This is a genomic window from Rhizobium indigoferae, assembly GCF_034554815.1.
GTDB classification, from domain to species: Bacteria; Pseudomonadota; Alphaproteobacteria; order Rhizobiales; family Rhizobiaceae; genus Rhizobium; species Rhizobium leguminosarum.
On sequence record NZ_CP140637.1, the window covers coordinates 852,797 to 865,112 of the forward strand.

13 protein-coding genes, 3 pseudogenes and 1 other annotated feature are annotated in these 12,316 nt (G+C 58.1%); of the genes and pseudogenes, 10 read left to right on the top strand and 6 right to left on the bottom strand.

From position 1 onward, the window contains the following. Nucleotides 1-242: 242 nt before the first annotated feature. The 5 genes from ku (U5G49_RS30450) to U5G49_RS30470 all read left to right on the top strand — a co-directional run bounded on the left by ku (U5G49_RS30450) (nucleotide 243) and on the right by U5G49_RS30470 (nucleotide 4,962). Nucleotides 243-1,145, top strand: a complete 903-nt coding sequence (gene ku / locus U5G49_RS30450; protein WP_193445292.1) for a non-homologous end joining protein Ku — start codon at nucleotides 243-245, stop codon at nucleotides 1,143-1,145. A gap of 11 nt (nucleotides 1,146-1,156) precedes the next feature. Continuing rightward, complete coding sequence (gene ku / locus U5G49_RS30455; RefSeq protein ID WP_112907469.1) at nucleotides 1,157-1,966, top strand: non-homologous end joining protein Ku; 810 nt, start codon at nucleotides 1,157-1,159, stop codon at nucleotides 1,964-1,966. A gap of 109 nt (nucleotides 1,967-2,075) precedes the next feature. Continuing rightward, the gene (locus U5G49_RS37180) at nucleotides 2,076-2,324 is read left to right on the top strand and encodes a DUF982 domain-containing protein (protein ID WP_407693063.1); all 249 of its coding nucleotides are present in this window, start codon (nucleotides 2,076-2,078) and stop codon (nucleotides 2,322-2,324) included. A gap of 91 nt (nucleotides 2,325-2,415) precedes the next feature. Further along, a complete protein-coding gene (locus U5G49_RS30460) occupies nucleotides 2,416-2,643 on the top strand; it encodes a hypothetical protein (RefSeq protein ID WP_112907471.1) in 228 nt (75 codons plus the stop codon). Nucleotides 2,644-4,170: 1,527 nt separating this feature from the next. Continuing rightward, nucleotides 4,171-4,962: an SDR family NAD(P)-dependent oxidoreductase gene (locus U5G49_RS30470; protein WP_018444447.1), complete on the top strand. Its 792-nt coding sequence runs from the start codon at nucleotides 4,171-4,173 to the stop codon at nucleotides 4,960-4,962. An 83-nt stretch (nucleotides 4,963-5,045) separates the two neighbouring features. On the opposite strand, the pseudogene U5G49_RS30475 reads toward U5G49_RS30470, so the two are convergent. Continuing rightward, a pseudogene (locus U5G49_RS30475) lies at nucleotides 5,046-5,169 on the bottom strand (VOC family protein); the annotation flags it as partial. A gap of 62 nt (nucleotides 5,170-5,231) precedes the next feature. Here U5G49_RS30475 and U5G49_RS30480 point away from each other — a divergent pair. The 3 genes from U5G49_RS30480 to U5G49_RS30490 all read left to right on the top strand — a co-directional run bounded on the left by U5G49_RS30480 (nucleotide 5,232) and on the right by U5G49_RS30490 (nucleotide 7,246). Next, a complete protein-coding gene (locus U5G49_RS30480; RefSeq protein ID WP_047623185.1) occupies nucleotides 5,232-5,861 on the top strand; it encodes a hypothetical protein in 630 nt (209 codons plus the stop codon). 248 nt (nucleotides 5,862-6,109) lie between these two features. Further along, the gene (locus tag U5G49_RS30485) at nucleotides 6,110-6,655 is read left to right on the top strand and encodes an MOSC domain-containing protein (RefSeq protein ID WP_113543887.1); all 546 of its coding nucleotides are present in this window, start codon (nucleotides 6,110-6,112) and stop codon (nucleotides 6,653-6,655) included. A 66-nt stretch (nucleotides 6,656-6,721) separates the two neighbouring features. Then, a complete protein-coding gene (locus U5G49_RS30490; protein WP_193445294.1) occupies nucleotides 6,722-7,246 on the top strand; it encodes a hydrolase in 525 nt (174 codons plus the stop codon). A 405-nt stretch (nucleotides 7,247-7,651) separates the two neighbouring features. Here U5G49_RS30490 and U5G49_RS37185 read toward each other — a convergent pair. From U5G49_RS37185 to U5G49_RS30500, 3 genes and pseudogenes are all read right to left on the bottom strand, one after another. After that, nucleotides 7,652-7,866, bottom strand: a pseudogene (locus U5G49_RS37185) (IS3 family transposase); the annotation flags it as partial. Next, nucleotides 7,655-7,767 (bottom strand) — a sequence feature (AL1L pseudoknot). Its footprint overlaps the pseudogene before it by 113 nt. Nucleotides 7,867-7,891: 25 nt before the next feature. Next, nucleotides 7,892-9,418 carry a SulP family inorganic anion transporter gene (locus U5G49_RS30495; protein ID WP_193445295.1) on the bottom strand — a complete coding sequence of 509 codons (1,527 nt, stop codon included), beginning with the start codon at nucleotides 9,416-9,418 and terminating at the stop codon, nucleotides 7,892-7,894. A 7-nt stretch (nucleotides 9,419-9,425) separates the two neighbouring features. After that, complete coding sequence (locus U5G49_RS30500; RefSeq protein WP_018444453.1) at nucleotides 9,426-10,130, bottom strand: carbonic anhydrase; 705 nt, start codon at nucleotides 10,128-10,130, stop codon at nucleotides 9,426-9,428. On the opposite strand from U5G49_RS30500, the gene U5G49_RS30505 reads away from it, so the two are divergent. Together U5G49_RS30505 and U5G49_RS30510 are read left to right on the top strand one after the other, a co-directional pair. Continuing rightward, nucleotides 10,029-10,280, top strand: a complete 252-nt coding sequence (locus U5G49_RS30505) for a hypothetical protein (RefSeq protein WP_193445428.1) — start codon at nucleotides 10,029-10,031, stop codon at nucleotides 10,278-10,280. The two genes, U5G49_RS30500 and U5G49_RS30505, sit on opposite strands and share 102 nt — an antisense overlap. An 85-nt stretch (nucleotides 10,281-10,365) precedes the next feature. Further along, nucleotides 10,366-10,463: pseudogene (locus U5G49_RS30510) on the top strand (IS5/IS1182 family transposase); the annotation flags it as partial. Nucleotides 10,464-10,774: 311 nt separating this feature from the next. Here the strand turns inward: U5G49_RS30510 and U5G49_RS30515 are convergent. Both U5G49_RS30515 and U5G49_RS30520 read right to left on the bottom strand, forming a co-directional pair. Next, nucleotides 10,775-11,608: an SDR family NAD(P)-dependent oxidoreductase gene (locus tag U5G49_RS30515; protein ID WP_193445296.1), complete on the bottom strand. Its 834-nt coding sequence runs from the start codon at nucleotides 11,606-11,608 to the stop codon at nucleotides 10,775-10,777. 83 nt (nucleotides 11,609-11,691) lie between these two features. Further along, nucleotides 11,692-12,315, bottom strand: coding sequence for a TetR/AcrR family transcriptional regulator (locus U5G49_RS30520; RefSeq protein WP_018245220.1), 624 nt, complete (start codon nucleotides 12,313-12,315; stop codon nucleotides 11,692-11,694). Between the last annotated feature and the right edge of the window lies 1 nt (nucleotide 12,316).

The window sequence follows — 12,316 nt, forward strand, 5'->3', positions numbered from 1 at the left end:
CGGCTGGTGTTTGCCGTTGGGAAGTGCCTCCTGTTGAGTTTTCTTCCTAAACGACTGATGAATCAGGAAGTTCCGGCAACGGCTAACACTGCCGACCAGGCTTTATCGAAATGGTGATCCGCGACCGGAATCAGTTTCCTAAGCAACAGGCGTAAGCCATTGAAAAATGATTCGTTTCAAGTCGGAACGAATCAGCTCGTCGAGTCTTGAGTCGCGACTCAGTGATTCGGGAGTGAAGGGTCATGGCGGGTGGTCATCGTGCTCAGTGGAAGGGCTTCCTCAAATTTAGCGAGGTGTCGTGCGGCGTCGCGCTCTACACCGCCGCTAGCACCTCGGAACGCATCACGTTCCACACGATCAACAGGTTGACTGGCAATCGGGTCAATCGCGTCTTCATCGACAGCGAGACCGAAGATCCTGTTCCGAAAGAAGCTCAGACGAAGGGCTTCGAGATCGAGAACGGCCGGTACATCATCATCGACCCTGAAGAAGTGGCCGCAGCGATCCCCGAGAGCAACAAGACGCTCGAGATCGAGGCATTCATTCCTTGCGCCGATGTCGACGACGTCTACTTCGACAAGCCCTACTATCTGACGCCCGACAAGATGGGCGGCGACGCCTTCGCCGCGTTGCGGGACGGAATGAAGAAGTCGAAGGTCGTGGCCATCGCCCGCACGGTCCTCTTCCGACGGATGCGCACGGTCCTGATCAGACCGCACGGCAAGGGTCTGATCGCAACGACGCTGAACTACGACTACGAGGTCCGCTCGTCTGCGAAGGCTTTCGAAGAAATGCCGAAGATGAAAATCGTGGGCGAGATGCTTGATCTCGCAAAGCACATCATCTCGACGAAGAAGGGCGAGTTCGATCCTGCGACCTTCGATGACCGCTATGAAGCCGCCGTGGCGGAACTGGTGAAGGCGAAGATCGAAGGTAAGGCGCTTCCGAAGCGCAAGGAAGTCAAGGTCTCGAAACCGAACGACCTTCTTGCCGCGCTTCGAGAGAGTGCCAGGATGGTGAAGGCCGCGGAGAGCAAGCCGAAGCGGACGGCCGCCAATGCCAACGCCGGTTCCAGCCGCGACAAGGCCCGTCGCGCCTCGGGCAAATCCGCGGCGGCGCCGGCCGTGCAGCGTAAAGCGAGCTGAGGAGACCAGCCATGCCGCGCCCCTACTGGAAAGGCTATCTCAAGCTGTCGCTGGTTACATGTCCCGTGGCAATGAGTCCGGCGACAAGCGACAGCGAAAAGGTTCGCTTCCACACGCTCAACAGGGAAACAGGAAATCGTGTCGTCTCACAGTACGTCGACTCGGTGACGGGCAAGCCGGTGAAGGACGAAAACGAAGCCAAGGGCTACGCCCGCGGCGAGAACGACTACGTCATTCTGACGGACGACGACCTCGACTCCGTGGCTCTTGATACGGTGAAGACCATCGACATCGACAAGTTCGTGCCGGCCGAGAGCATCGAATGGGTCTATCTCGAGAAGCCCCATTACCTTATGCCCGACGACCCGGTCGGACATGAAGCGTTTGCCGTCATTCGAGATGCGATGGCATCGGACAAAGTCGTCGGCGTCTCGAAGCTCGTAATCGGTCGTCGGGAGCGCGCGGTCGTTCTCGAACCTCGCGGCGAAGGCATCGTTCTCTGGACGCTGCGGTTCGGCGACGAAGTGCGTCCCGAGGAATCCTACTTCGAAGGAATCGATGAAGAGGCTGACCCCGAACTGATTCCGCTAGTCCAGCAGTTAATCAAGCAGAAGACCTCCCGGTGGTCCTCGGACATGGTCAGCGACCCGATCCAAGAAAGCCTGCTGAAGATCATTGCGGAGAAGAAGAGGGCTCTCAAGCCCGCCAAGAAGGCCGCGAAGGGCAAGCCGGACGCCACTCAGGGCTCGAATGTCGTGAACATCATGGACGCGTTGAAAAAGTCCGTGGCCGCAGAGCTGAAATCGAGCAAGGCCCGGTGACATCATGCACGACGTGAGCACGATACCAATCATGGAAATTGCCGTGTCTTTGCCGGATCGAGAACACTTCGCAACGGCATCCACGATATCGGGCCTGATGGGCATCTTGATGTCGGAGAGATGGCCCAGGCATCTAAATGGTCCGACATGGCAGCACGCGCTTGCCTCATGTATGCGGTCGCTTCAAGGCGAATTGCAGCCCAAGAGGGCGAGACAAGTTTTCGTGTCTGCAGCTCGAGCCGCCCATTTGAAGGTATTGCCCGACGACGAACAGCGGCTTCGGAGCCGTGCCGCGTCTCCGCGCCGGAAAATCGTCGTGCGAAGACGTGAATTGGAAGCCGGATCGGTCGACGGGTGATTATTCTCCACCAGATGACGACCTGGACGAGCTGAGGCATTCTCATTTCTGGGGTTTCTGCTATCGTCCACAGGTCACGGGAGTAGGCGTCATGGTTGCAGTGAGTTTGGTTCCGCATGCATTTTACTGGGCGAAGTCCTCGAAGTATTTCGACGGACAACCAACGATCGTTCGGGTCTCTACGGTCTTCGGGGAGGATCCTGACTATTGGACGCTGGCGCTCCTGGGAACCGATCAGCACGCCATGCCCGCGGACTTCGAGATCATCGCTCCGGCGGAGCTCCCAGAGGAATACCCAGTCCGGCAAGCCGCCGAGTGAGACCGTTTATCGGGCAAGCGAACGAAGGCTCTCGACGGGGCACCCTTTTTATCGGGCGTTCACATCGCCAAACTGCCCGATGGAGAAATTTGGTGCCATAACCCATCGGAACTTGCGGGAGCTTCGACGACGGGGCCGCCCTGCTCCCTCCAAGCGATTTCGACCTCACCATCGCTCCGAACGCCAGACACGTCCAACGTCCCTGTTCCCACCGAGAGAGCGCCGATCGCGGTACCCGTCGCGCTCTTGCGTGATCTGCTCAGGGAATAGGGATCGAGCGTATCGTCCAACCGGATCCATCCCCGCTCGCTGTAGGAACGTCGACTTTCGACCGGGTCGACCCAGTTTGAACCCTGATGACGCGGCCAGCGTTGTTAGAGACGATACTGATGTCGCTTGATGGTACGCCTGCCTGCCCGGCCAACGGGCAAATAAAAAAGGCCGGGGCGAAATCGCACCGACCTTTCCAACATCGCTCTTCACACCAGTGCCAGTACATCCGTGGTCAAAAGCAGATAAGCGACTTCGGCAGTCGCGAACACTCGCGTGGAGCACTCACCAGCAACGCCGATGACCGTTAAATAGCGTCGGATTGTGTTTAATTCAAGTCGCCCCGCAAGAAGCTCCGCGAATCAGACGGACCGCCATCTCGCCTGCACAACGGCCGATGGCCTGTCGGGAACTTATTGCGACCACCAAACCGGCAACAAGGTCACCGCGAACATTACCACTACGAGCGCCAGGTAAACAGTCCATCCAATCGCCCGGCGAAACGGTTTAGGCAGGCGGGTAATACGGACTAGCAGGCGATTTGCGAAGCCTGCCTCTGGGGGAACGTCTCCCTGCCCACGATTATTACGTCCGCTAGTCATTCGAGAGCTTTCAGTCAAACAAGTAAACGCTCGGGCGAAGTGGCCGCCCAGCGCACAGTAGTGTTGGCTGCTTGGGGTAAGCAACAATCGTCGAGCGACCGCATAAATAACCACCAAAGGCATTCAAAAGTTCCAACTATATAACGCTCAGACGGAAGTGTATCCAAAGTTGTTTTTTCAGTTTATTTGAATAAAGGTAGAGAATTAAAGACGAGCGCAAACAGCCTCGTGGTCAAATCGAGCACAGAACGATCGCGCGAAAGGTTCCACGATCGCGCAGTCCGGGCCCGGCTACCGACGAAGACGTCGAAAAGCTTCTTCAGAAGCTTCAGTATCTTACGCGAGCAAAGGTGAAGACGGAAATCGACGAATACTTCGCGAAGCCTCACGGCAAATTGGAGCGAGGGCCGATGCTAGGCTCGTTTACCTCACTGTCCATCTTCGCGTTTGATCTCGATAAACGGGGACAATCCCTTCAGGCTTGGGAGACCGGTCGACGCAGACGAGGAAGCGGCCGACCGGGTCGCCCGGTAACAAACCTGATTGGATTCGATCGGCTCCTTTCCCTACCCGAATTGATTATCCGCATCCTGGACGGTTGCGAGACCGCTCGCCAGTTCATACGTTCTGTGATCCAACCTCACAGGAGCAGAAGATGCAGATCGACCTCACAGGCAAGACCGCGCTAGTCACGGGATCGACCGAAGGCATTGGATACGCGATCGTCCGCCAGCTCGCGAGGGCGGGCGCAGACGTGGTGGTCAACGGACGGTCCGAAGAAAAGACCGCAAATGCCGCCGAACGCCTGAAGGGCGAAGGTGCCAGGGGAAGCGTGACCGCTGTCGCAGCCGATCTCGCAACCGCTAAAGGATGCGACGCACTCTTCGCCAAAGTTCCTCATGTGGACATCCTCATCAACAATGCGGGCATCTTTCAGCCGCTCGATTTCTTCGACGCGGACGACGAGGTATGGGACCGTCACTGGCAGGTGAACGTCATGTCCGCCGTCAGGCTTTCACGTGCATATCTACCCGGCATGCAGAAGATCGACTGGGGCCGCGTCATCTTCATCGCGTCGGAATCCGGCTTCAACATTCCGGTCGAGATGATCCACTACGGCGTCAGCAAGACGGCAGACATAGCCGTTGCCCGCGGCCTTGCCAAGCGCATGGCTGGCACGGGCGTCACGGTGAACTCCGTCCTCCCCGGCCCCACACTTTCCGAAGGCGTCGAGGCGATGCTCGCCGATGAGCGGGCGAAGACCGGGAAACCGATCGAGGAGGTCGCGGCGGACTTCGTCAAGCAGCACCGCGGCAGTTCGATCATCCAACGAGCTGCAAGCGTGGAAGAAGTCGCCAACCTCGTCACCTACCTGGCCTCCCCTTTGGCGTCCGCAACGACGGGCGCTTCGATGCGTGTGGACGGAGGGCTGATCGACACGCTCTGACTCCACCGACCTACCGCTGCAGGCGGTATGGCATGCCTACCAGCGCACCTACGACCGCCATGGCAACGACCCGATCGTGGGTGGTCGCCCAGACCAGTGACGCGACCAGCCCATTCGCCCTCGATCGTCGCGCGGCCTTCGAGTTCGAGGCCGAGCTCGCGAAAGAAGTCTATCGCCACCCCCAATGTCTTCGACGACGATCCCGATGTTGGCTTAGCCTGGTGATACTACTCGTTGACGTGGAACACTGCTGATCCCATCTAGGGTTCATGCCGAAACACGAAAAGAACGATGTCGAGCTGGTCAGGACGTGGGTGCTGCCGCCATCAGCGACCCTGGGATCTTCGGTCCGCGTCAAGGGAATTCTCCTCGAGCTGCGGGCGCGGTTGCCGATCGCTTCGAAAAAGTCGCTGGATATCGAGCAAGGAGAACTCACGCTGGCGATGCCTGCAAGTGCCAAGGCAGAATTCCATGGCGCGGCCTCGGTTGTCGCCGCTGCGCTGGAAGACATCGAAAGCATGCCTGTAATCCCGCGCGAGATCCAGGATATCCTGTCGATCAAGACGAGCGAGCGTCATCGCTGGCTCAAGGACGGCCGTCTGCCGAGCGCTGGCACGCGCACCGTGAAACTGCGCGGTCGAGCACGAAAGATCACCTTCCACGTGTTCGACCCGCGCGTCGTGGAAGACCTTCTCAATCGGGGCGTCGTCGATGAATGGCGGGAGGAGGATTTGGCGGCGACCGCGGAGAACCGACGCAGGGCAGCATACAAGGCGAAGCTGACGCGATCTCTGAAGAATGCTGGCAAGTCTTCTAAGACGATCGAACGACATCCGGACGATGCCGCGACGAAGCTGCGCGGCTGGGAAGAATTCAACGTCGACGGCCTTCTTCGGTGAACCCACCCCATATTCGCTGTCCTGGCTCCCAGGAGCACAAGCCTGTTTCACATTCAGGTTCCTGGAAATTCCTCGCCCTGACCTTCAACGTATCGATGTGCGGGTCCCTGGTGAAGATGACTCGTAGCTGAGGAATCGGCTTTGGTCCGCAGCGTGACCCCGGATTTTCAGGAGGAATTCTGCCATGGCTTCCCCGGCGATGCACATGAAGGTATGGAAACGTCTCGGTGAAATTTGAGGAGGATTGCATGGACCGCGGACAGGTGATCGCAGTCGCGACGGATGATAAACATCGGTTTTCGAAGAGGCAGATGAATGAGATTCACATCCTCGCAGGTCTGGGCGTCGAGGGCGACGCGCACCTGGGCGTGACCGTCAAGCACCGCTCCCGGGTCCGGGCCGATCCCAGTCAGCCAAACCTGCGACAGGTTCATCTGATCCAGGCGGAGCTTTTGGACGAGCTCGCCGATCAAGGTTTCAAGGTTGGTCCGGCCGACCTGGGCGAAAACATTACCACCCGCGGCGTCGACCTTCTGGCGCTCCCGCGCGGAACGGTTCTGAAGCTCGGTGCGAACGTCGAGCTTCAGGTCACGGGGCTGCGCAATCCCTGCTCGCAGATCGACAACTTCCAGCCGGGACTTCTCAAAGCCGTCCTCGGCAGAGGACCGAACGGCGAACTCATTCGGAAGACCGGCGTCATGACGATCGTGCTCAAGGGCGGAGTCGTCGTTCCCGGCGACGCTATTGCCATCGAGTTTCCCGTCCCACCATTGCTTCCGCTCGAAGTCGTGTAGGGCGCCCGTATTGTTTATGAAGCACCCTCGCATCGACGTTCGAACGCCAGACGCCAGTTATTGCACATGATCCATTTTACCGGCGATACTCATTTCGGCGACCCGCGTGTCCTTCGCCTCGACAGACGTCCATTCTCCGACGTGGTCGAACACGATGACGCCCTGATCCGCACTTGGAACGAAACGGTCGGGCCTGACGACGAGGTTTGGCACCTGGGAGACTTCATGTCGGCAAGAGCGGGCGATTGTACCGAGCTGCTTGCCAGGTTGAACGGTCGAAAGCACCTGATCATCGGCAACAATGACCCGGCGACGACCACGAATTCGCCGGGCTGGGAAAGCGTGCAGCATTACGCGGAACTCCGCCACGAGGAACGCCATCTTATCCTGTGCCATTACGCTTTTCGAACCTGGAACCAGATGGGCAAGAAGTCGATCAATCTGCATGGCCACTCGCATGGCAGATTGAAGCCTCTTCCCCGCCAGTACGACGTCGGCGTCGATGGGCAGGGACTTCGCCCCGTCACGCTGGCGCTCCTTTTGACAAGGAAGCGTTTCGTCATGAGTGGAGGAGGCATTTTGGACGAATAGGGAAGGCGAGCAGCGAGGGCAAGCCGTTTCTCAGGCGCCAACGGCCGCTACCTGGTGGTGCGGTGTTGGAGCCGTTATGCTTTTGAGTGGACTCGAACTCTAGGCACCCCTTCCCATTCGTTCGGCCAAGCACAAAGCACTTATCATCGGGCTCACGATGATGCCCCCGCGCAGGATGTGCCTAGGATAGCCGCCACCGCGACCCTCGCCTTCGTGGTCCTTTTCGCATCCTCGATCTGGTTGTCGACTGGCAGAATTGTTCCGGGAAGTGAAAAACAAATGCCGTTGCTGGCCCGGCGATGCGGATCCGTAACCCTGCTGGTGTTCTCGGCCGTGCTGACCCTCAGCGCATTTTTACGACACCAAGAATACCGCAACCGTCCTCTTTGAAGTCTCACCCTGGATTGACGAGCCGATCGGCAGTTGCCTGCAGATCGGCTCGACCCCGAACACTCCAGTGTTCGTCGATGAACGATCATCGCTTCAATGGGCGGTCGAGGCCCGCCTTCGTGAAATGAGCATACGTCTCGGGCTAGATCTCGTGGGCCTGACGAGGCTCGCGGTTCCCTGCTCAAGAGCCTTCATCTTTCTGCAACATTACACAGCAGGCCTGCTCGTTTAACGCAATTGCCCGCCCGAAGACGATCAGGCGGCTTCGGCGGAGAATCGGTCAAATAGCGGCTTGAGGCGGGGATGACGCGCTGCCTGGGGCGGGTGGATCTCAACCGTTCGACCGGATTTCGTCTCGCGCCGGAGCCATTCGCTGATGGTCTCCGCGCTCGTATGATCAATGTAATGCAGGTGACTGCCGATGATACTGACTTTACGACCTTCAGGCAGCCCTTCGAGCGTATTAAGTAGCGCTGGCACGTCCTTGCAGGTGACCGCTCCGCGCAGCCGAACATGTATTTCGCCGTTGACTTCGGAATGCCGGATCGCCTGCTTTCGGCGCAGATAGGGAAGAACTTCGAGGATCGACAGCGCAAGTCCGAGCGCTACACCAACCAGCAAGTCCTGCAGGACGACCATCGCCACTGTGACGGCCCAGATTCCAACCGGCATGAGACCATGGTGTTCGAACAGGTGGCGCACATGATGAAGGCTGATCAGCCGCCAGCCGGTGACAATCAGGACAGCGGCGAGCGCCGTCAACGGTATCATTTCCAGAAGATCCGGCAAAAGCGCCACCAGGCCGAGGATCCATAGGCCATGCAATACTGCCGAGATTCGCGTGCGTGCCCCCGCCTGAATATTGGCCGATGACCGGACAATGACACCCGTGATAGGTAATGCACCGAGCAGGCCGCACAGTCCGTTACCGACGCCCTGGGCAAACAGCTCCTTATTGAAGCGCGTGCGTCCGCCGTCATGCATCCGATCGACTGCCGCTGCCGAAAGAAGTGTTTCAGCGCTCGCAATGACGGCAATCATCAGGGTCGCCAAGATGACGCCGGGCTGCACCAAGTTGGCAAAACTCTCAGCGGTCGGCAGCGATATACTCTCCAGGAGTGAGGAAGGCACAGCTACGTGGGCAATTGGGAGGTCGAGCGCGGTGCTCAGAACCGTGGCGGCTGCAACCCCGACAAGCGCCCCTGGAACGAGTGGCAGCGATTTGGGGCGGAATTTCTCCCAGCAGACCATCGCGAGGAGAGCGATGAGACCAACCAGCAGTGCGACGGCCTCGTTGGTCACGCTGGCGCCCGATAGTCTGCCGACGCTCTCGTCGAAAGCGGTGACATTCTCGATGCCTCCGGCCGCCGGCTTTGAGCCCATCAGAACATGGACCTGCCCGAGGATGATCAAAATGCCGATGCCAGCCAACATACCATGAACCACGGCTGGCGAAATTGCTCTGAACCAAGAGCCGATCCGGAGGAAACCCGCTATGATCTGCAGGAGACCGACGACGAGCAGGACCGGCCCCAGCAGGGCAATTCCATACTGGTCGACGAAGCCGAAGACGATGACGGCAAGACCAGCGGCAGGGCCTGAGACCTGAAGAGGCGAGCCCGCCAGAAGCCCGACAACGAGGCCACCTATGATACCGGAGACAAGTCCCATGGCCACGGGTACCCCGGAGGCGACGGCGATGCCCAGGCAGAGCGGAATGGCGACAAGAAAAACTACCAGAGACGAAGCCAGGTCGCGCGAAAATGCAGAGCTGTTTTTCATGATGTCACTATTCCCCGGCAAGCGTTGCAGAAACCCGCGGCATGACATGCGGGTGATTTCGCCCTGTGAAGGCGACTGGCAGCGCCTCACCCTCCTGCACCTCGGTAAAACTTGCTAAAGCCCCGTCATAGACTTGGACCTCGCCCGTCTCGATGTCGAAGAACCAGCCATGCAGGGTGATCTCGTTGGTCGCGAGCTTTGCAGCCACGGACGGATGCGTCTTTAAGTGGTCGAGCTGAACGACGACGTTTTCCATGCCCACCGCACGCACACGTTCGGCTTCGGAAAGGTCGTCGGGATAGGCTTGGCAAACAATCGAAAAGGCGGCGTGACTGTGCCGCAGCCAGGCTGCGACATTCGGCATCGGCTCCAGCATTTCCGGCCGGCACAGCCCTTTCATCGCCCCGCAATCGGAGTGACCGCAAACGACGATGTCGCTGACACCTAACGCGAGGATAGCGTATTCGATAGCCGACGAGACGCCACCATTGAGGGTCGAAAAGGGCGGAACAATATTGCCTGCATTGCGGCAAACGAAGAGATCGCCGGGACCGGACTGCGTTATCGTTTCCGGCATTACGCGGCTGTCAGCACAAGATATCATCAAGGCATGTGGTTGCTGGCCTTCGCGAGCCAGCTTGCGGTAAAGCGCCGAGTGACCTGGAAACACGGCGCCGCGAAAATTGGAGATACCTTTCAGGAGATCACCCATATTCGGATCCTCTTTCTAGCCGGACGTCGGGTTGGGAGGTTGTCGCTCATCCGGCGGGTTGCAGAAGCGATCTTTTCGCAAGCGCAGATAAAGGGAAAGGAACTCCGAAAAAAAGAGCTCTACATCATATTGCAGCGCAACATTTTTTGAACGAGATGTGATCTGGCTAATTCCAACTCACGTCGCAGGCTATTTGCAAGACGATCAGCCCTAAGCAATTCAGATTCAAAGCTGCCGCACACGCAGTTCGTCCGGCCGCGACAACCGCATGTTTGTGGAAGCAGTGCTTTGGCGCGTACCGGCTCGCCCTGTCGCGACCCGCCGGAATGGTTCGAGCGATCCTGAAGTTGATGCCACTGACCGCCTTCACAACGCTTGAGAAGTTTGCAACGACTTTATCTTTGTCGCGGCGGTATAAGGGTCATTTACGGAACTGCCCTTCAACTCTACAGCACGGTCACTGGCACCGACAGCAACACTCTTGTTGTGTCGATACCCATTGATGATCGCCGGGGTATTCAGGATGCATTAATCGACTGAAGGGACCGCTGCGGCGGTAGATGCCATGTCGATGAAGCATTGCACGCTGGGGATTGGAAACCGGCCTGCCCGGATTTCGGTATGGGGCGGCAACAATGATCATTCTATGGCCCAAGAATTCTTTTCATGGTGGCTCGCTGCATCGAACGTGGCGTCAAGCGATTTGAAAAGGCAACGACGTTATTCATGAACCCGGCGATCACGGACGCTTTCCCCTGAGAGAGTGCTCGAAGGCCGCTTTCGGCGACTGGACGGGGCTTCATTGTCAAAAGGCGCAGTATGGGTGAGACCGGAGCCCCGGCAGCTGTATCGAAACCCGTTTCGGTGTGCCCTGGGCAAAGGCTGGTGACGACCACGCCTTGCCGACGGAGCTCTTCATGCAGGGCTTCTCCAAACGCCAGTACATAAGACTTCGTCGCAGCGTAAGCAGCAAAGCTGGGAACCGGCTGAAGCGCAAGGAGACTTGCGACGAGAAGGATCTGGCCCGATCCCCGGGCGGCCATGTCACGTCCGAAAGCATAGCTCAGCTCGGTGAGCGCCGTGATGTTGAGCTGGATCATATCGGTGGTGCGCTCGATCGGTGTTTCGAGAAAATCGCCGTGCAACCCGTATCCGGCATTGTTCACCAGGATGTCGATCTGTAGCGACTTCTCATCCAGGCTGCTTTTCAAACGGGCAGCAGCGCCTGGAGCGGCAAGATCGATTGGCTCGACAACGATATCGACATCATGCTTCCGCCGAAGTTCGGCAGCGAGCTTCTCCATTGGCTCCCTGCGCCGGGCCGCGAGTACGAGATTGACTTTTTGCGCCGCGAGCAGTTCAGCAAATTCGAGGCCAAGGCCACTTGACGCACCGGTGATCAGGGCACGTTTTCCGGGAGCGTCATCAATTTTTTCCACGACGGAGATTTGCTTTCCCGTGTCAGCACTGTGTTGCATTCGTTTTCCTGTCAATTAACTGGACCTGACCCCCGATGTTTGTTTCCCTCGGGGTTGATGGCGAATGGAGATATTCGAGCGCTTCACGCATCGATTGCTTTCAGAATAAAGTGGATCTGATCACGCAGACCTTCTTCGGTATCTACGCCGTCTCGGACCCCCTGCTCTATGAGAACAGGGTGGTAGAAGGGCATGAGGGCGTTCATCAGAGATCGGGCGGCCTTCGCCGCATCAACACGAAACGCGCCTGTGTCGATCCCATCATTTACAATCGCCTCGATGATCGCCACGAGATGCTTATTATGCGCACCGATGATCGCCCAGTTCTGTGCCGTTGCGGCGACAACCAGATCATGAACCGGCTTCTCGTGCAGGAAGGTGTTTTTCCGTTCCCTGTGAAGCTGATTGAAAAGTTCTACCAGCTTCTCGTAAGCCGGCCCCTCCATCTGTGCAATCGAAGCTGCAGACCGCATTGTTTGTCCGATGATGCGACCACAAATCGCCGTGTTGATCGCCGCCCTTGAAGGAAAAAAGCGATATATATTGGCGCTACTCATCCCGAGGTGGGATGCTATGTCGGCTACCGATGTCTTTTTGTACCCGATGCGCCGAAAGTGTTCTTCCGCAACATCGAGGATTCGCTCCCGCCAGAGATCGGTGTGAGTTTCTGTACGGGTGCGGAGGGCTCGTCGGGTTGGACACAAGATT